Source organism: Tabrizicola sp. T46, assembly GCF_057219895.1.
In genome coordinates this window covers 57,832-75,160 of the sequence record NZ_JBXVVV010000003.1, presented here as the reverse complement: position 1 = coordinate 75,160, position 17,329 = coordinate 57,832, and the positions used below count along the sequence as shown (strand labels likewise).

The window sequence follows — 17,329 nt, the reverse complement described above, 5'->3', positions numbered from 1 at the left end:
AGGACCCCGCGGGCGCCTTCGGGCGCCCGTTTCTATTGGAACCGTGCGGGGCGGAAGTCGGCGAGCAACGGGCTTTCGGGGGCGCCGGTCATTTCCCCGGCCAGAAGCTCGGCCACCACGGGGGCCAGCGTCGCGCCGGAGTGCATGACGGCGATCCAGAGGCCGGGGATCGGCCCCTGCCCCACCACCGGCAGGCCGTCGCCCGGCACAGGCCGCAGCGCCATGGCCTGCCGCGCGAAATGGATGTCCTGGCCGGGGAAGAGCGCGCGCAGGCGCTGGAGGGTCGCGTTGACGACGATGGGGAAAGCCCCCAGCGTCTCGGCATGGTCGGATTGGTGGCCGGCCGCGGCGGGGGCGAAGAGGCGGCCCTCGGCGTCCTGGCGGACCTCCTGATCCGGGGTCGCAAGGATCACCGGGCAGACCGGCGGCAGGGGGTTCGTGGTCACCATCAGGCCGGGGCGTTGCAGCATGGGCAGGACATAGCCGAAGGGTGCCAGAAGCGGGGGCGTTCCGGTGCCGGTGGCAAGGACCACGCGGTCGGCGGCCAGGGGGCCAAGGTCGGTCTCGACGCCGGTCACGCGGCCCTGCCCATGGGTGACGGCGCTGACGGTGGCGCGGACCACCTTCGCCCCGGCGGCCGCGATCAGCGCGCGGGCAAGGTCGGCGGGGTCGGCGACGCCTTCTTCGGGGAAGAAGAGCGCGGTTTCGGGCACCGGGCCGAGAGCGGGCAGGCGCTTGCCGATCTCGGCCCGCGACAGCCGGTCGACGCGGTAGCCAAGGGCGGAGAGATCGCTTGCGGTTTCCTCTTGCGCGTCGCCCTTCGCCTCGTACCAGAGGCAGCCTTGCCAGGTCGTTGGCACGCCGGGGAGCGCCTCGGTCAGCCGGCGGTGTGCGGCAAGGCCTTCGTGGCGCAGGTGGTAATGCGGGCGCGAAAGGAAGAACGAAGCGTTGAGCCAGCCGAAACTCGCGGTGGAAGCGAGACCGCCTTCGGCATGGGTGGAGACGATGGTCACCGCCTCGCCCTTGCGCGACAGCTGGAAGGCAAGCGCCGCCCCCGTGATCCCGGCGCCGATGATGAGGGTGTGGGTCATGTACCAAGGCTGGCATGGCGCACGCCGCTTGGCAACGGGCGCGCCCTCGGGCTAGGTCAGGACATGCTGATCCTACTGAACAAGCCCTATGACGTGCTTTGCCAGTTCAGCCGCGAGGGTGACCGGGCTGTGCTGGCGGATTTCGTGCCGGTGAAGGGGGTCTATCCGGCGGGGCGGCTGGACCGGGATAGCGAGGGGCTGCTGATCCTGACCGATGACGGAAAGCTGCAGGCGCGGATCGCGGACCCGAAGTTCAAGCTGGAAAAGACCTATTTCGCGCAGGTCGAGGGTGTGGTGACCGAAGCAGCGCTTGACCGCTTGCGGGTGGGGGTCACGCTGAATGACGGCCCTACCCTGCCCGCGAAGGCGAAGGCGGTGGCGGAGCCGGACTGGCTTTGGCCCCGCACCCCGCCGATCCGGGTAAGGAAGACGGTGCCGGACGGGTGGATCGAGCTGACGATCCGCGAGGGGCGGAACCGGCAGGTGCGGCGGATGTGCGCTGCCGTGGGCCTGCCTTGCCTGCGGCTGATCCGCTGGCGCGTGGGCGACTGGACGCTGGACGGGCTGGCACCCGGGGAATGGAGAGAGGCATGAGTGCGGACGCCATCATCGCGAAACTGGGCTTGCAGCCGCACCCGGAAGGCGGCTGGTACCGCCAGACCTGGGCCGGGCCGGAGGTGGATGGCCGCGCCAGCGGGACGGCGATCCTGTTCCTGCTGCAGGCGGGAGAACGCAGCCACTGGCACCGGGTCGATGCGGACGAGATCTGGCTATGGCACGGGGGCGCGCCCCTGGTGCTATCGATGGGCAGGGATGCCGCGGAAGATCACCGGCTGGGGCCGGATGTGCTTGGGGGCGAGGCGGTGCAGGTGGTGGTTCCCGCAGGCTGGTGGCAGGCCGCGCGGTCCACCGGCGACTGGACGCTGGTTTCCTGCACCGTCAGCCCGGGGTTTCGCTTTGAGGGGTTCGAGCTTGCGGCCCCCGGATGGTCGCTGCCGGGTGCTACTGCCTGACCTGAGGAATCTGATCGGCCCTGCCGTGTTGGCCTGACCGTGATTCATTGGAAAGGACCAAGCGGATGGACGCGCAGACCGAGGCGAACGACGACCTGAGGCACCGCTACGTCGTGCGGCAGGTGACGGACTTTCAGGCCTCCTGGGTGGAAGGCAGCCACGGAGCCGAGGGGAACTTCACGCTTCAGCTGATCCTCGATCACGGGGACGAGGCCTATATCCTGCGACCGACCGAGGATGACATGGACGTGATCCTGAAGCTTCTGGGCAAAAGCAAGCACACGTCCTTCGATCTGGACCGCAAGGTGCTGATGTTCTCGAACCTGCGCGTCTGATGGATGGGGCCTTTCGCCCCCTTGTTCGGGGCGGAAGGCCCGGGCATCCTTGCCGGTATGGATCACCAGGACTTTCTGGCACGGATTGACCCGGGGACCCGCGCCAGTCTGACCGAGCGGTCGGACCGGCCCGGGCTATGGCGGCTTGCGGGGCTGGCCGGGGCGATTGCCGGGGTCGGCGGGCTGATCGCCCTTGGCGTGCCGGGCTGGCAGCTGCTTTTGCCGGTGCAGGGCATCCTGATCGTGTCGCTTTTCATGCTGGAGCATGAGGCGACGCATCGCACGCCGTTCCGGTCGGTGGCGTTGAACGACTGGGCGGGGCGCGTTGCGGGGTTCCTGCTGCTTCTGCCCTTCGAATGGTTCCGCTACTTCCACCTCGCGCATCACCGCTGGACAAACATCACCGGCAAGGACCCCGAGCTTGCCGGAAAGGCACCGGAAACCCTGCGCCAGTGGGTCTGGCATGTGTCGGGCCTGCCCTACTGGATTGCCGAGGCGCGGCTGATGGCTGCGCTGGTGCGGCGGCGGGTCAGCGATGATTTTGTCCCCGAGGGCGCGCGGGCGCGGGTGGTGCGCGAGGTGCGGTGGATGGCGGCGGGATATGGGCTGGCTGCGCTGACGTTGGTCTGGTCGCCGCTGTTGCTTTGGGTCTGGGTGGTCCCTGTGCTTCTTGGGCAGCCGTTCCTGCGGCTCTATCTCCTTGCCGAACACGGCGACTGCCCGCGCGTGGCGAACATGTTCGAGAATACGCGGACGACCTTCACCAACCGGCTGGTCCGGCTTCTCGCCTGGAACATGCCCTACCATGTGGAACATCACGTCTGGCCCGCCGTGCCCTTCCACCGCCTGCCCGAGGTTCATGCGCTGATTAGGGACGAGCTGCGGGTGACCTCAGACGGCTATGCAGCCTTCAGCCGGGAGTATCTGGCGCGGCGGCTGTGACGGTCGGGATTGTGCCGGTCACAAGATCGGGGTGGCCGCCGTCCGCCGGTTTCGCTAGGGGTGGCGCATGCCCGAGACCGTCCCCCCGCCCCGCGCCGCGACCCCGAACGAGGATAGCCTTTCGGGGTTCCTTTATGCGCTGACGGCCTATCTCCTCTGGGGTTTCCTCCCGCTTTACATGAAGGCGCTGGCGCATATTCCGCCTGTCGAGGTGATCGCGCACCGGGTGGTCTGGTCGGTGCCGGTGGCGCTGGCGGTGCTATGGGTGACCAGCCGGACGGCAGACCTGAAGGCGGCGTTCCGCTCGCCCCGGATGCTGGGCATGGGGGCACTGACGGCGGCGCTGATCAGCGTGAACTGGGGCATCTATGTCTGGGCCATCGGCTCGGGCCATGCGCTGGATGCGGCGCTTGGGTATTACATCAACCCCCTCTTTTCGATCTTCCTTGGAGCCGTGCTCCTGCGCGAAAGGATCGGGCGCTGGCAGGGGGTGGCGATTGCGCTGGCCGCGCTGGCCGTGGCGATCCTGACCTGGGAGGCGGGGCGCCTGCCGGTGGTGGCGCTGGGGCTGACGCTGACCTGGGGCTTCTATGCCTTCCTGAAGAAATGGCTGCCGATCGGGCCGAACCAGGGCTTCGCGCTGGAGGTCCTGCTGCTTCTGCCGCCGGCCCTCGCCTACATGGCCTGGCTTTGGGGCGCCGGGGGCGGGCATTTCCTGGAAGGCGTAACTCTGGACAACGCGCTGCTTCTCGGCTGCGGGCTGGTCACGGCGGGGCCCTTGATGATCTATGCCAACGGGGCCAAGCGGCTGCGGCTGTCGACCATCGCGATCATGCAGTACATCGCGCCGACGCTGATCTTCCTGACCGCTGTCTTCATCTTTGACGAGCCCTTCAGCACGGTGAAGCTGGTGGCCTTCAGCCTGATCTGGGCGGCGCTTGCGATCTATTCGCTGCCACTGGTCGCGGGGCAGTTCAGGCCTGCGCCGAGGGGTCAGGCGTAATCCCGGCGTCGGAATCGGCCAGGAGATCGGCATCGGGCCGACTGATCTGACCGCCACCGACAAGCGCCGGTGTGCCGGTGGTCGTCGGGCCGGAGGTCGGCAGACCACGCAGGACCCGCACGGCAAGATAGGCGAAGGCCTGCGCCTCCAGCATGTCGCCATCAAGGCCCACATCCTCGACCGGCAGGATCTCGACCGGGATGCGGCGGCGGAGTTCGGCCATCAGCGTCGGATTGAGCCGCCCGCCGCCCGTCACAAGGATGCGCGAGACCGGGGCGGGGAAATGGATCTGCGCGGCGGCCACGGCTGCGGCGGCGATGGCGGTCAGGGTCGCGGCGGCATCGGCGTCGGGCATCAGGTCGAGATGGTCGACAAGGCCGGCGAAGGCGTTGCGGTCGAGCGACTTCGGCGGTGCAAGATCGAACCACGGGTCGCTGATGACCTTGGCCACGAAATCTTCATCCGCGCTGCCTTCGGCGGCGAGCGCGCCGCCTTCGTCATGGGTCAGCCCCCGGCGCGAGAGCATCAGGTCGTTCAGGGGGGCATTGGCCGGGCCGGTGTCGAAAGCAAAAAGCGCGTCCGGGGCCTCGGGGCCAAGGGCGCGTGGATCGACCCACGTCAGGTTGCCCACCCCGCCAAGGTTCAGGAAGGCCACAGGCTCGGTCGCGCCGATGTGGCGGGCCAGAGCGAAGTGGTAGAAGGGCGCGAGCGGTGCCCCCTGCCCGCCCATCGTCACATCGGCGCTGCGGAAGTCCCAGACGGTGGGCAGGCCCAGAAGCTGGGCCAGGATCGCGCCATTGCCGCATTGGTGGGTGCCGCGCCCGTCCGGGTCATGCGCAAGGGTCTGGCCGTGAAAGCCAAGCAGGTCCGCGCCGCTGAAGCGGGAAAGAAGCTCGGCATGGGCATTTTCGACCACTTCGGCAGCGGCGGCCACATCCGCGTCACCCGGCCACTGGCCGAGGGCCGCGCGCAAGATCGCCTGCTCTTCCGGGCTGTACGGGCGGTAGGCCGAGGGGCCGAAGCTTTCGATGGTGATCCCGTCGGTCTGCACCATGGCGGCGTCGACCCCGTCGAGTGACGTGCCGGACATCGCGCCCAGCGACCACAGAGGCCCGTCCTTCCGCATCTTCCCAACGCACCCCGGCAAAGCTATACGCCGTGCATCCTAGACCGAGGCAGCCATGAACTACCATCCAAAATCTGATTTCATGCGCGTGATGTTCGAGCGCGGCTTTGTTGCCGATTGCACGGATTATCAGGCGCTTGACGAGGCATTGGTGAAGGATGTGGTGCCTGCCTACATCGGCTATGATGCGACGGCCCCCAGCCTGCACGTCGGCCACCTGATGAACATCATGGTTCTGCGCTGGCTGCAGAAAACGGGGCACAAGCCGATCACGCTGATGGGCGGGGGAACGACCAAGGTCGGCGACCCCAGTTTCCGCAGCGAGGAACGGCCACTGCTCACTCCGCAGGCGATCGACGCGAACATCGCCGGTCTGAAGAAGGTCTTTGCCAATTACCTCGCCTATGGCGACGGCCCGACCGACGCGATCATGCTGAACAATGCGGAATGGCTGGACGGGCTCAACTACCTCGACTTCCTGCGGGATATCGGGCGGCATTTCAGCGTCAACCGGATGCTTTCGTTCGAGAGCGTGAAGTCGCGGCTGGACCGGGAGCAGAGCCTTTCGTTCCTCGAATTCAACTACATGATCCTGCAGGCTTATGATTTTCTTGAGATTCACCGCCGCTACGGCTGCCTTCTCCAGATGGGCGGCAGCGACCAGTGGGGCAACATCATCAACGGGATCGACCTGACCCGCCGGGTGATCGACAAGGAGATCTTCGGGCTGACGACACCGCTTCTGACCACCAGCGACGGGCGAAAGATGGGGAAGTCGGCCAGCGGGGCGGTCTGGCTGAACGGGGAGATGCTGAGCCCTTACGAGTTCTGGCAGTTCTGGCGGAACACGACAGATGCCGATGTCGGAAGGTTCCTGAAGATCTTCACCGAGCTTCCGGTCGAGGAATGCGACCGGCTGGCCGCGCTGGGGGGGGCGGAGATCAACCAGGCCAAGGTGATGCTGGCGAACCTCGCGACCGGGCTTCTGCACGGCGCCGAAGCGGCGGCGGCGGCCGAGGCGACCGCGCGCGAGGTGTTCGAGAAGGGCGGGATCGGGGACGATCTGCCCACGGTGACGCTGGAGCCGGGCGAGCTGGCCGATGGCGTCGGAATCGTGCAGCTTTTCGTGCGCGCGGGGCTGGCTTCCAGCGGCAAGGATGCAAAGCGCCTTATCCTGGAAGGCGGCGCACGGGTGAATGACGAGGTCGTCACCGACACCGCGCTGCGCTATGGTGCCAGCCACCTCGTCGAGCCAATGAAGCTGACCGCAGGCAAGAAGCGGCACGCGCTGGTGGTGCTGGGCTGACCAGCCGTGCGCGGTTTCAGGCGGCGCGGCGGCGGCGCGCGGCAGTCAGGCCGAGCACCCCGAGCGCGGCGAGCAAGAGAACACCGCCCGCTGGCAACGGCACTGTTGCTATGGCGCGGATCTCGTCGCGGGACAGCCGGGTGGAGTCGTCGAACATGAACGACTCCCAGTTGACTAGGTTGACGACCATGTGTCCGCCAGCATGGTCGAAGCGGAAAGAGAAGAGGTCGGTCTCCGGCGTATAGCGGACGTCGAGAATGTCGAGCGCCAGGTCGAAGAAGTCGACCTGATCTTCCGTCCCGGCGCCGCCATCGAAGATCGCGCCTTGCCCGCCGAAGGTGCTTGCGGGCGTCCCAAAGATCGTCAGCGTGTCCTTCCCGTCGCCGAAGTAACCACTGCCCTTGATCGTGCTGCCTTCGAAGGCGATGAACATGTCGTCGCCGATGCCGAGGTTCAGTGCGGTGCCCGCCAGACCCTCGAGTGTGCCCCGGTTCTCGATCTTTTGCAGACCGGTGTCGGTGCCGTCGGTGTCGATCCCCACTTGTCCGGTGATGCGGCCGTAATTGGTGATGAGGCTGCTGTCGGCAGACGGATCATAATCGATCGCCGCTCCAAGCAGGGACTCGATGATGCCGGTTGCATGGTTGACGATGTTGCCGGAATCGAGGTCGATCGCGTCCTGCGGTTCGGTGTCGGTGCCAGTGCTCTGGATCAGCCCGTGATTCTCGATGGTCGCGAAACGACCAAGGTTCAGCGCGTCGTCGAAGCCGATGATCTGGCCGGTCGCGGCATTCGTGACAGTGTTGGAGTCAAGCCCTTCGATGGCCTCTGCCGCGGTGGACTGAAGCAGGCCGCTGTTGGTGACAGTGTTGTTGTTGCCCCCGTTCGCGCCATCTTCATCCATCCGAAGCGCCTTGTCGCGGGTGACGATGCTTCCGGTATTGGTAACGGTCGCGCCACTGAAGCCGCGCGTGTTGATGCCGCGACCGTCGGACGTCATGGTGCCATTGTTGGTGACTGTCAGGCCCGCGCGGCCATCGATGGCATCGTTGTCGGAGTTGCTGTCGATGGTGCCGTTGTTCGTCAGTTTCACGCCCGTGCCGCGGATGCGAAACACATCGCCCGCTGCAGAGCTGACCGTGACGTCGCTGTTCACCGTGATGTCGAGGCCGTCTGCATTGTTCGAGTAACCGTTCGGGTCGTCTGTCGCGCAGGTCACGACACTGTTTGCGGCTGCGCCATCCGGCACGCATTGCGCAAAAGCGCTACCGCCTGCGACCACCGAAACCACAGTCCCAAGCAGAAATCGCTTCATGTGAAAATCCCCCGACAAACGAAAACATTTGTTCGGGTATCCGGGGAAAGTTACAGTCTCGTGACAGTCAGGTACGAACCTCGACCCTCGTCATCACCTCGCGGATTGACGCATCGCCCGCTGTTCGGGCCATCGCAGAAGAGAACCGCGGGCCGTCAGTGACGCAGGCACAGGAAGGGGTCATCAGGAACTCCACGGATACTGACAAGATACGGCGTCAGCTTCCGTGGAGCTCAAGATTTCAGGGCTGGACGGTGACTTTGGTCATCACGTCGGGCGTGCCCGAAACCTCACCATTCTGGCCATCACCGCGCTTGATCGCGTCGACGACCTCCATGCCGGAGACGACGTTGCCGACAATGGTGTACTGACCATCCAGGAACTCGCCCGGGGCAAACATGATGAAGAACTGGCTGTTGGCGCTGTTGGGGTCCTGCGCGCGGGCCATGCCGACGACGCCACGCTGGAACGAAAGGTCATTGGTGAACTCGGCCGGGATGTCCGGTTTGTCCGACCCGCCCATGCCGGCCATCGACAGGTCACCCCCGGCCTTGCCGTGCTGCACGTCGCCGGTCTGGGCCATGAAGCCGTCGATCACGCGGTGGAAGACCACGTTGTCATAGGCGCCTTCGGTCGCGAGCGCGGTGATCTGCGCCACGTGCTGCGGCGCGACATCGGCCAGAAGGTCGATGACGATGGTGCCCTTCGCCTGGCCATCCACCTCGATCACGAGGTTCGGACCCGGGCCGTCGACCGCCTGAGCCGAAGCGGCAGTTGCGAAAGCCGCGAAAGCGACGGCGGAGAGGTTAAGCTTGGACATCGGCGGCCACCCTTACAGTGATCATGCGGTCGGGGTTTGCCGGGGGTTCGCCCCGGGTGATCTTGTCGACGAATTCCATCCCCGAAATGACCCGGCCATAGACGGTGTACTGGCCGTTCAGGAAATGGTTGTCGCGGAAATTGATGAAGAACTGGCTATTGGCCGAGTTCGGGTTCTGCGAGCGGGCAGCGCCAAGTGTGCCCCGGTCATGCGGCAGCTTGGAGAACTCGGCCGGAAGGTCGGGATACTTCGACCCGCCGGTGCCCGAGCGGCGCGGGTTGTAGGACGGGCTGTCCATCACCGCGTTCTCGACGTCGCCAGTCTGGGCCATGAAGCCTTCGATCACGCGGTGGAAGGCCACGTTGTCATAGGCCTTGTCGCGGGCAAGCTGCTTCATCCGCTCGGTGTGTTTCGGGGCGACATCGGCGAGGAGCTGGATCACCACTTCCCCATCTTTCAGGGTCAGGATGATCGTGTTCTCGGGGTCCGTGATGGTGGCCATCGGGGTCTCCTTGAGGGGTTTTCGGGCGCGACCGTAGCGGCGGCTTCCGGCCAAGGAAAGGGCAAACCGATGGAAGCGGTTGACGGGAGCGTGATCTGGCGGGCAATAGCGGGGTGACTTTGGCAATGGAGGCGACGATGCCCTGGAAAACCCTGGACGACCTGGACCTGAACGGGAAAGCGGTGCTGACGCGGGTGGACATCAACGTGCCGATGGAGGGCGGGCGGGTCACGGATATGACCCGGATCGACAAGATCCGCCCCACGGTCGAGGACATCATCGCCAAGGGCGGCAAGGTGGTGTTGCTGGCGCATTTCGACCGACCGAAGGGCAAGGTGGTGCCGGAGATGAGCCTTGGGCACCTTGTCGATGCGCTGGCGGGATCGTTGGGGCGCAAGGTCGTCTTCGGGGCGGATTGCATCGGGCCGGTGGCGGCGGCGGCGGTGGCCAAGGCGGGTCCCGGCGAAGTCGTGCTTCTGGAGAATACGCGGTTCCATCCCGGGGAAGAGAAGAACGATCCCGCCCTTGCAGCCGAGATGGCAAAGCTCGGGCAAGTCTATGTGAATGATGCATTTTCCGCCGCGCACCGGGCCCATGCCTCGACCGAAGGGCTGGCGCGGCTTCTGCCGGCCGGGGCGGGTCGGCTGATGGAGGCGGAACTGAAGGCGCTGGAAGCGGCGCTCGGTTCACCGCAGCGGCCGGTCGTGGCGGTGGTCGGGGGGGCCAAAGTCTCGACCAAGATCGAGCTGCTGGCGAACCTTGTCGGCAAGGTCGACCATCTGGTGATCGGCGGCGGGATGGCGAACACCTTCCTTGTCGCGGAAGGGATCGAGGTCGGAAAATCGCTGGCCGAACGCGACATGGCGGAAACCGCGCGCGAGATCCGGCACCGGGCGCAGAAGGCCGGGTGCAAGATCCATCTGCCGGTCGACATCGTCGTGGCGCGCGAGTTCAAGGCGGGGGCGGACAGCCAGACGCTCGGCGTGCGCGACTGCCCGCCGGACGCGATGATCCTTGATGCTGGGCCGGAGACGGTAGCATCGCTGGAAAAGGTCTTTTCCGGGGCCAAGACCCTGATCTGGAACGGACCCCTGGGCGCCTTCGAGATCGCGCCCTTTGATGCCGCGACCAATGCGGCGGCGCGGGCGGCGGCACGGCTGACCAAGGCGGGTGGCCTGATCTCGGTGGCGGGCGGCGGCGATACGGTAGCGGCGCTGAACGCGGCGGGGGCGGCGGAGGATTTCACCTTCATCTCCACCGCGGGCGGCGCGTTCCTCGAATGGATGGAAGGCAAGGAACTGCCGGGCGTGAAGGCCTTGATGGGCTAGGCCGCAAGGGCTATGCCACCACTGACATTCGGGAGACGGACATGACGAACGCGAAGATGACCGAACAGGTGCGCAACGGGCGGGGCTTTATCGCCGCCCTTGACCAGTCCGGCGGATCGACCCCCAAGGCCCTGAAACTTTACGGGATTTCCGAAAGTGAATACTCGGGCGAGGATCAGATGTTCGACCTGATCCACGCGATGCGGGCGCGGATCATCAAGTCCCCGGCCTTCACCGGCGACAAGGTGGTGGGGGCGATCCTGTTCGAACAGACAATGGACCGCACGATCGACGGCATCCCGACGGCAACCTACCTCTGGGAAAAGCGCGGAGTGGTGCCGTTCCTGAAGATCGACAAGGGGTTGGAGACAGAAGCCGACGGCGTCCAGCTGATGAAGCCGATCCCGGGGCTGGATGCGCTCCTCTCGCGCGCGGCGAAAGCGGGAATCTTCGGAACCAAGGAGCGGTCGGTCATCAATGCCGCCAATCGCAAGGGGATTGCGGCCGTGGTCGCGCAGCAGTTCGAGCTTGGCCGTCAGGTGGCGGCGCATGGGCTGATGCCGATCCTCGAGCCGGAGGTGACGATCTCGATTGCCGACAAGGCCGAGGCAGAGGCGATCCTTCAGGAAGAAATTCTCAAGCACCTTGAAGGGCTTGACGGTCAGGTCATGCTGAAGCTGTCGCTGCCGACGGTGCCGGATTTCTACCAGCCGCTGGTCAAGCACCCGAAGGTCCTGAAGGTCGTGGCGCTGTCGGGCGGGCATTCGCGCAACAAGGCAAACGAGATCCTGGCCCAGAACCACGGGATCATCGCGAGCTTCAGCCGCGCCCTGAGCGAAGGCCTGAGCGCCCGGCAGTCGGACGCCGAATTCGATGCCGTGCTGAAAGGCGCGGTAGACGGGATCTACGCCGCCTCGATCACCTGAGACGGCGGCCAAGCCGTTGAGTCAGGTGCATTTTCGGGATTCACAAGCGATCCACGATATGCAATGATTCGGTCACAGGCCCCCGTTGAAGAGGGGCCGTGACAAGGCGGGCAGATGGCTGCGGGCAATGCGAATCGGGGATTGGGGGGGCTGGTCTATCTGGCGCTGGCCTTTCTCTTCGGGGCATACTTCACCTTTGCGGCGGTTCAGGGCGACTATGGGATGTTCGCCCGCGTCGCGATCAAGGCCGAAGCGGCGGCGCTGACCGAGGAGCGGGATCGGCTTGAGGCGGAACTCGCCGAGATGCAGAACCTGACGCTTCGCCTGTCGGACGACTACCTTGACCTTGACCTTCTGGACCAGCAGACCCGGGATGTTCTGGGCTACATGCGGTCGGACGAGATCGCCATCCGCTGAGCTTTGGCGCCGGGCAGAACACCGCATCAATCATCTGCGTTCGCGGCGCGTCTTGCCCTAGGATAGGCGTGTAAGTCGGGGAGGCGTCACATGCATGAAGTGGTGGTGATCGGCGCGGGGCTTGCCGGAGCGGCGGCGACCTTGCGACTGACAGATGCGGGCAAATCGGTGATCCTGATAGAGGCGCGGGGCCGTACCGGAGGGCGTTCCTATTCGCGCGGGATCGGCGACGGGGCCGAGGTGATGGAATTCGGCGGCAGTTGGATCACTCCCTGGCATGACCGGATGCAGTCGCTGGCGGCCCGCTTCGACATTGGTCTGCGACCGACCCATGCGGTCGTCGAGCGCCGCTGGCACGATGGTGAGACGCTGCGGACCGACGCGCCGGTGGCACCGGGCAAGAGGGCGGCCTTCGATGCAGGAATGGCCGCGATCCGCCAGGATGCGCTGGACATGCATGACACCACCGGGAGGTGGCACAATGGCAGCCCATGGGCCGACACATCCACCGCGGACTATCTGCGGGCCAAGGCTGTGCCGGACAGTGTGGTGCACGAGTTCATGGCCTGGTGGGCAATCAGCGGGTCGGGCGATCCGGCACGGATCAACCCGCTTGATCCCCTGTATTTTGCATCCCATCACGATGGAACGCTGGACGGGATGATGACCATCCTGACCCACACCATCGAGGGTGGCGTCGGCACCCTGGCGCATCGGGCGATCCGTGCCAGCGGGGCGGAGGTGATCCTTGGCGATGCCGTTGCCGAGGTCGCGGACAGGGGTGACCATGTGGTGCTGCGCCTGTCCAGCGGGCGGCTTGTGCAAGGACGGCACGTCGTCGTCGCGGTAGCGGTGAACGCGGTGGCTACCATCCACTTCGACCCGCCCCTGCGGCCGGCTCAGCGAAGACTGACGCAGGAGCGGCACATGGGCCGCGCCGTCAAGATGCTCCTGCGTGTTTCTGGGGCAAGACCCGGCATTCTTGTGACAGGCGAGGCTTACGGGCTGCGCTGGATGTTCTCGGAGCGCGTCCTGACCGATGGCAGCACCGCGATCATCGGCTTCGGTCTTCATGACGAGGTTGTGGACAGGTCCTTTGCCGCCATGAGCCGCGCAGTGCAGCGGTTTTTTCCCGAGGCCACGCTTCTGTCACATGACTGGCACGACTGGGTCGCGGACCCCTTCTCGTCCGGAACCTGGGTATCGCATGGATTGGGCCAGAGCCCGCTGTTCGACGGGCCGGAATGGGCACCGATCGGGCGCGTCCATTTTGCCACCAGCGACATTGCATCGCATGAGTCGGGTTGGTTCGAAGGCGCCGTCATTGCGGGCGAAGCCGCGGCAGATGCAATCCTTGCAGAAGCGGCAAGGGCCTGAGGCGGTGGCTGCATGACCTTAGGGGAATTTCCGGGTAGCCCAGTAATCCTCGATGTTGTATGGATGGTTTAACGTTCAACCATCCTGAAGACCTGATTCCAAAGCCCTGGGAGGACCCATATGGCCAAGAAGCCCGACACGAGACCGAACGTCTCGAAGGAAGAGCTTTTGAAGTATTACCGCGAGATGCTTCTGATCCGCCGGTTCGAGGAAAAGGCGGGACAGCTTTACGGGATGGGTCTGATCGGGGGCTTCTGCCACCTGTATATCGGGCAGGAGGCTGTCGTGGTCGGCCTTGAGGCCGCGGCGAAGGAAGGTGACAAGCGTGTCACCAGCTACCGCGACCACGGGCATATGCTGGCCTGCGGGATGGACGCCAAGGGCGTGATGGCGGAACTGACCGGCCGCATCGGGGGCTATTCCAAGGGCAAGGGCGGCTCGATGCACATGTTCTCGAAAGAGAAACACTTCTACGGCGGGCACGGGATTGTTGGCGCGCAGGTGCCGCTGGGGGCCGGGCTCGCGTTCGCGGACAAGTACCTGGGCAATGACAACGTGACCTTCACCTATTTCGGCGATGGTGCTGCGAACCAGGGCCAGGTCTACGAGACCTACAACATGGCCGAGCTTTGGGACCTGCCGGTGATCTTCGTCATCGAGAACAACCAGTATGCGATGGGGACCAGCGTCAAGCGGTCGACCAAGTCCACCACGCTGTTTGGACGGGGTCTGGCTTACGGCATCCCGGGCGAGCAGGTCGACGGGATGGACGTGCTGGCTGTGAAAGCCGCGGGCGAGAAGGCGGTGGCGCACTGCCGGGCGGGCAAGGGCCCGTATATCCTGGAGATGATGACCTACCGCTATCGCGGGCATTCGATGTCCGACCCGGCGAAGTACCGGACGCGGGAGGAGGTCGAGAAGATCAAGACCGAGAAGGATTGCATCGAGCATGTGCGCGATCTGCTGACGCAGGGCGGCCTTGCATCCGACGAGGAACTGAAGGCCATCGACAAGGACATCAAGGCGATTGTGAACGAAAGTGCGGAATTCGCCAAGGACAGCCCGGAGCCGCCGAATGCGGAGCTCTGGACGGATATCTACGCGTAAGGGGGAAGAGAGATGGCAACCGAAGTTCTGATGCCCGCGCTTTCCCCCACGATGGAGGAAGGCACGCTGGCCAAGTGGCTGGTCAAGGAAGGCGACACGGTCAAGTCCGGCCAGATCATCGCCGAGATCGAGACCGACAAGGCGACGATGGAATTCGAGGCGGTCGACGAGGGTGTCGTCGGCAAGATCCTCGTCGCCGAAGGCACGGCGGGGGTGAAGGTGAACACGCCGATTGCGGTGCTGGTGGAAGAGGGCGAGACGGTGTCGGACGCGCCGAAGCCGGCGGCGGTGGCGGCTGTGGCCGCAGCGGCAGAAGTGCCTGCGACGGTGGCGGCGGCCCCTGCCCCGCAGCCTGCCGAGGTGCGCGGCTGGCCGCATACCGACCTGCCCGAGGGTCCGACGAAGACGATGACCGTCCGCGAGGCGCTGCGCGAGGCGATGGCCGAGGAAATGCGCGCCGATCCGACCGTCTTCCTGATGGGGGAAGAGGTCGGTGAGTATCAGGGGGCCTACAAGATTTCCCAGGGCCTGCTGGATGAGTTCGGCGCGCGGCGGGTGGTCGATACGCCGATCACCGAGATGGGCTTTGCCGGGATCGGCGTGGGTGCCTCGTGGGGCGGGCTGAAGCCGATCGTGGAGTTCATGACCTTCAACTTCTCGATGCAGGCGATCGACCACATCATCAACTCTGCGGCTAAGACGCTGTACATGTCGGGGGGCCAGATGGGCAGCCCGATCGTCTTCCGCGGGCCGAACGGTGCGGCGGCGCGGGTGGGCGCGCAGCACAGCCAGGACTTCGCGGCCTGGTATGCGGCGATCCCGGGGCTCAAGGTCTGCATGCCCTATACGGCGGCGGATGCGAAGGGGCTTCTGAAGACGGCGATCCGCGATCCGAACCCGGTGGTGTTCCTGGAGAACGAGATCCTCTACGGGCGGTCCTTCGAGGTGCCGGCTGATGGTGACTTCACCATTCCGTTCGGGAAGGCGAGCATCCTGCGGCCGGGCACGGATGTGACGGTGGTCTCCTTCGGGATCGGTTGCAGCCATGCGATGGCGGCGGCGGAGGAGCTGGCGAAAGAGGGGATCAGCGCCGAGGTGATCAACCTGCGGACGCTGCGGCCCATCGACTATGACACTGTGCTGGCTTCGGTGATGAAGACCAACCGCTGCGTCACGGTCGAGGAAGGCTTCCCGGTGGGGTCCATCGGCGACCATCTGGCCAGCACGATCATGCAGCGGGCGTTCGACTACCTGGACGCGCCGGTGGTGACCTGCACGGGCAAGGACGTGCCGATGCCCTATGCCGCGAACCTGGAAAAGTTCGCGCTGATCACCCCGGCGGAGGTTGTCACCGCCGTCAAATCCGTCTGCTACCGGTGAGGTGAGGTCATGGCTACCGAAGTTCTGATGCCCGCCCTCTCTCCCACGATGGAGGAAGGCACGCTGGCCAAGTGGCTGGTGAAGGAAGGCGATGCGGTGAAGTCGGGCCAGATCCTGGCCGAGATCGAGACCGACAAGGCGACGATGGAATTCGAGGCGGTCGACGAGGGCGTGATCGGCAAGATCCTGGTGGCCGAAGGGACCGCCGGGGTGAAGGTCAACACGCCAATCGCGGTACTGCTGGACGAGGGCGAGGATGCCTCGGCGGCGGTTGCGAAACCTGCACCGGCTGCCTCCTCGTCCGCCTCCTCGGCTGTCGCCGCGTCGGGCGGCTCGTCGGGTGCCCCTGCCCCAGCAGAGAGCCGGTCTGAAGCCCGGCCTACGGCGACCGGTGCGCGGGTGTTCGCTTCGCCGCTGGCGCGGCGGATTGCCAAGGAGAAAGGGTTGGACCTGAGCACTGTGAAGGGTTCAGGTCCGCATGGGCGGATCGTGCGGGCGGATGTGGAGGGGGCTTCTCCCGCGGCGGCGAAGCCTGCGGCGGCGGCTGCGCCCGAGGCTCCGAAAGTGGCGGCCCCTGCACCCGCAGCGGCACCTGCGGTGATGCCGACAGGGCCGGCGACCGAGACGGTGCTGAAGATGTATGCCGACCGTCAGTATGAGGAAGTGCCGCTGGACGGGATGCGCCGGACGATTGCGGCGCGGCTAACCGAGGCCAAGCAGACGATCCCGCATTTCTACCTGCGCCGGGACGTGAAGCTGGATGCGCTGATGGCCTTCCGCGAGACGCTCAACAAGCAGCTTGAGGGACGCGGGGTGAAGCTGTCGGTCAACGACTTCATCATCAAGGCCTGCGCGATGGCCCTCCAGGCCGTGCCAAACGCCAATGCCGTCTGGGCCGGCGACCGGATGCTGCGGCTGAAGCCGTCGGATGTGGCGGTGGCTGTCGCGGTCGAGGGCGGGCTCTTCACCCCGGTCCTGCGCGATGCCGACAAGAAGTCGCTAAGCACCCTGTCGGCGGAGATGAAGGACCTCGCGGCGCGGGCCAAGACCAAGAAGCTGGCCCCGCATGAGTACCAGGGCGGGTCGTTCGCGATCTCGAACCTTGGCATGATGGGGATCGAGAACTTCGATGCGGTGATCAACCCGCCGCATGGCTCGATCCTTGCCGTCGGTGCCGGCGTGAAGAAGCCGGTGGTGATGGCGGACGGGACGATCGGAGTGGCGACGGTGATGTCGATGACCCTGTCGGTCGATCACCGGGTGATCGACGGTGCACTTGGGGCCGAGTTCCTGAAGGCCGTGATCGAGGCGCTGGAAAACCCGATGGTGATGCTGGCGTAA

General features: G+C 65.6%; 18 protein-coding genes. 13 read left to right on the top strand and 5 right to left on the bottom strand.

The annotated features are described in order from the left end of the window. Positions 1-32 precede the first annotated feature (32 nt). The gene (locus tag AC2D9V_RS13270; RefSeq protein ID WP_484714569.1) at positions 33-1,091 is read right to left on the bottom strand and encodes an NAD(P)/FAD-dependent oxidoreductase; all 1,059 of its coding nucleotides are present in this window, start codon (positions 1,089-1,091) and stop codon (positions 33-35) included. Between the two features lie 63 nt (positions 1,092-1,154). Here AC2D9V_RS13270 and AC2D9V_RS13265 point away from each other — a divergent pair, with 63 nt between their 5' ends. From AC2D9V_RS13265 to rarD, 5 genes are all read left to right on the top strand, one after another. Next, the gene (locus AC2D9V_RS13265; RefSeq protein ID WP_484714568.1) at positions 1,155-1,685 is read left to right on the top strand and encodes an rRNA large subunit pseudouridine synthase E; all 531 of its coding nucleotides are present in this window, start codon (positions 1,155-1,157) and stop codon (positions 1,683-1,685) included. After that, positions 1,682-2,104: a cupin domain-containing protein gene (locus AC2D9V_RS13260; RefSeq protein WP_484714567.1), complete on the top strand. Its 423-nt coding sequence runs from the start codon at positions 1,682-1,684 to the stop codon at positions 2,102-2,104. The genes AC2D9V_RS13265 and AC2D9V_RS13260 overlap by 4 nt, the downstream gene beginning before the upstream one ends. A 65-nt stretch (positions 2,105-2,169) precedes the next feature. Continuing rightward, on the top strand, positions 2,170-2,439 hold the full coding sequence (locus AC2D9V_RS13255; RefSeq protein WP_484714566.1) for a hypothetical protein: 270 nt from the start codon (positions 2,170-2,172) through the stop codon (positions 2,437-2,439). A gap of 3 nt (positions 2,440-2,442) precedes the next feature. Continuing rightward, positions 2,443-3,381 carry a fatty acid desaturase gene (locus tag AC2D9V_RS13250; RefSeq protein ID WP_484714565.1) on the top strand — a complete coding sequence of 313 codons (939 nt, stop codon included), beginning with the start codon at positions 2,443-2,445 and terminating at the stop codon, positions 3,379-3,381. Positions 3,382-3,448: 67 nt separating this feature from the next. After that, on the top strand, positions 3,449-4,384 hold the full coding sequence (gene rarD, locus AC2D9V_RS13245) for an EamA family transporter RarD (RefSeq protein ID WP_484714564.1): 936 nt from the start codon (positions 3,449-3,451) through the stop codon (positions 4,382-4,384). On the opposite strand, the gene AC2D9V_RS13240 is transcribed toward rarD, so the two are convergent. Beyond that, positions 4,356-5,510, bottom strand: coding sequence for an anhydro-N-acetylmuramic acid kinase (locus AC2D9V_RS13240; RefSeq protein WP_484714563.1), 1,155 nt, complete (start codon positions 5,508-5,510; stop codon positions 4,356-4,358). The genes rarD and AC2D9V_RS13240 overlap by 29 nt on opposite strands. A gap of 55 nt (positions 5,511-5,565) precedes the next feature. On the opposite strand from AC2D9V_RS13240, the gene tyrS reads away from it, so the two are divergent. Next, a complete protein-coding gene (gene tyrS / locus AC2D9V_RS13235; RefSeq protein WP_484714562.1) occupies positions 5,566-6,816 on the top strand; it encodes a tyrosine--tRNA ligase in 1,251 nt (416 codons plus the stop codon). Between the two features lie 16 nt (positions 6,817-6,832). Here tyrS and AC2D9V_RS13230 read toward each other — a convergent pair whose 3' ends face one another. The 3 genes from AC2D9V_RS13230 to AC2D9V_RS13220 form a co-directional block, all read right to left on the bottom strand. Continuing rightward, the gene (locus AC2D9V_RS13230) at positions 6,833-8,131 is read right to left on the bottom strand and encodes a hypothetical protein (protein ID WP_484714561.1); all 1,299 of its coding nucleotides are present in this window, start codon (positions 8,129-8,131) and stop codon (positions 6,833-6,835) included. 241 nt (positions 8,132-8,372) lie between these two features. Further along, on the bottom strand, positions 8,373-8,951 hold the full coding sequence (locus AC2D9V_RS13225; RefSeq protein ID WP_484714560.1) for a peptidylprolyl isomerase: 579 nt from the start codon (positions 8,949-8,951) through the stop codon (positions 8,373-8,375). After that, positions 8,938-9,453 (bottom strand): peptidylprolyl isomerase, encoded by a 516-nt coding sequence (locus AC2D9V_RS13220; RefSeq protein WP_484714559.1) that lies wholly within the window; start codon positions 9,451-9,453, stop codon positions 8,938-8,940. The genes AC2D9V_RS13225 and AC2D9V_RS13220 overlap by 14 nt, the downstream gene beginning before the upstream one ends. A 137-nt stretch (positions 9,454-9,590) precedes the next feature. Here AC2D9V_RS13220 and AC2D9V_RS13215 point away from each other — a divergent pair, with 137 nt between their 5' ends. The 7 genes from AC2D9V_RS13215 (at position 9,591) to AC2D9V_RS13185 (ending at position 17,329) form a co-directional block, all read left to right on the top strand. Beyond that, positions 9,591-10,781, top strand: coding sequence for a phosphoglycerate kinase (locus AC2D9V_RS13215; protein WP_484714558.1), 1,191 nt, complete (start codon positions 9,591-9,593; stop codon positions 10,779-10,781). A gap of 41 nt (positions 10,782-10,822) precedes the next feature. After that, entirely contained in the window at positions 10,823-11,707 is an 885-nt protein-coding gene (locus tag AC2D9V_RS13210; RefSeq protein ID WP_484714557.1) for a fructose bisphosphate aldolase, read from the top strand. A 114-nt stretch (positions 11,708-11,821) separates the two neighbouring features. Continuing rightward, positions 11,822-12,124 (top strand): FtsB family cell division protein, encoded by a 303-nt coding sequence (locus tag AC2D9V_RS13205; protein WP_484714556.1) that lies wholly within the window; start codon positions 11,822-11,824, stop codon positions 12,122-12,124. A 90-nt stretch (positions 12,125-12,214) separates the two neighbouring features. Next, entirely contained in the window at positions 12,215-13,501 is a 1,287-nt protein-coding gene (locus tag AC2D9V_RS13200; protein ID WP_484714555.1) for a flavin monoamine oxidase family protein, read from the top strand. Between the two features lie 120 nt (positions 13,502-13,621). Beyond that, entirely contained in the window at positions 13,622-14,608 is a 987-nt protein-coding gene (gene pdhA, locus AC2D9V_RS13195; RefSeq protein WP_484714554.1) for a pyruvate dehydrogenase (acetyl-transferring) E1 component subunit alpha, read from the top strand. A 12-nt stretch (positions 14,609-14,620) separates the two neighbouring features. Beyond that, positions 14,621-15,988: a pyruvate dehydrogenase complex E1 component subunit beta gene (locus tag AC2D9V_RS13190; RefSeq protein ID WP_484714553.1), complete on the top strand. Its 1,368-nt coding sequence runs from the start codon at positions 14,621-14,623 to the stop codon at positions 15,986-15,988. A gap of 9 nt (positions 15,989-15,997) precedes the next feature. Beyond that, the gene (locus AC2D9V_RS13185) at positions 15,998-17,329 is read left to right on the top strand and encodes a pyruvate dehydrogenase complex dihydrolipoamide acetyltransferase (RefSeq protein WP_484714552.1); all 1,332 of its coding nucleotides are present in this window, start codon (positions 15,998-16,000) and stop codon (positions 17,327-17,329) included.

Bases quoted from the DNA above. Each gene is read 5' to 3' on its own strand.
- AC2D9V_RS13220 (WP_484714559.1), bottom strand. From the start codon at position 9,453: ATGGCCACCATCACGGACCCCGAGAACACGATCATCCTGACCCTGAAA.
- tyrS (WP_484714562.1), top strand. From the start codon at position 5,566: ATGAACTACCATCCAAAATCTGATTTCATGCGCGTGATGTTCGAGCGC.
- AC2D9V_RS13265 (WP_484714568.1), top strand. From the start codon at position 1,155: ATGCTGATCCTACTGAACAAGCCCTATGACGTGCTTTGCCAGTTCAGC.
- AC2D9V_RS13255 (WP_484714566.1), top strand. From the start codon at position 2,170: ATGGACGCGCAGACCGAGGCGAACGACGACCTGAGGCACCGCTACGTC.
- AC2D9V_RS13200 (WP_484714555.1), top strand. From the start codon at position 12,215: ATGCATGAAGTGGTGGTGATCGGCGCGGGGCTTGCCGGAGCGGCGGCG.
- pdhA (WP_484714554.1), top strand. From the start codon at position 13,622: ATGGCCAAGAAGCCCGACACGAGACCGAACGTCTCGAAGGAAGAGCTT.
- AC2D9V_RS13185 (WP_484714552.1), top strand. From the start codon at position 15,998: ATGGCTACCGAAGTTCTGATGCCCGCCCTCTCTCCCACGATGGAGGAA.
- AC2D9V_RS13215 (WP_484714558.1), top strand. From the start codon at position 9,591: ATGCCCTGGAAAACCCTGGACGACCTGGACCTGAACGGGAAAGCGGTG.
- AC2D9V_RS13205 (WP_484714556.1), top strand. From the start codon at position 11,822: ATGGCTGCGGGCAATGCGAATCGGGGATTGGGGGGGCTGGTCTATCTG.
- AC2D9V_RS13270 (WP_484714569.1), bottom strand. From the start codon at position 1,091: ATGACCCACACCCTCATCATCGGCGCCGGGATCACGGGGGCGGCGCTT.
- AC2D9V_RS13225 (WP_484714560.1), bottom strand. From the start codon at position 8,951: ATGTCCAAGCTTAACCTCTCCGCCGTCGCTTTCGCGGCTTTCGCAACT.
- rarD (WP_484714564.1), top strand. From the start codon at position 3,449: ATGCCCGAGACCGTCCCCCCGCCCCGCGCCGCGACCCCGAACGAGGAT.
- AC2D9V_RS13190 (WP_484714553.1), top strand. From the start codon at position 14,621: ATGGCAACCGAAGTTCTGATGCCCGCGCTTTCCCCCACGATGGAGGAA.
- AC2D9V_RS13240 (WP_484714563.1), bottom strand. From the start codon at position 5,510: ATGCGGAAGGACGGGCCTCTGTGGTCGCTGGGCGCGATGTCCGGCACG.
- AC2D9V_RS13210 (WP_484714557.1), top strand. From the start codon at position 10,823: ATGACGAACGCGAAGATGACCGAACAGGTGCGCAACGGGCGGGGCTTT.
- AC2D9V_RS13260 (WP_484714567.1), top strand. From the start codon at position 1,682: ATGAGTGCGGACGCCATCATCGCGAAACTGGGCTTGCAGCCGCACCCG.
- AC2D9V_RS13250 (WP_484714565.1), top strand. From the start codon at position 2,443: ATGGGGCCTTTCGCCCCCTTGTTCGGGGCGGAAGGCCCGGGCATCCTT.
- AC2D9V_RS13230 (WP_484714561.1), bottom strand. From the start codon at position 8,131: ATGAAGCGATTTCTGCTTGGGACTGTGGTTTCGGTGGTCGCAGGCGGT.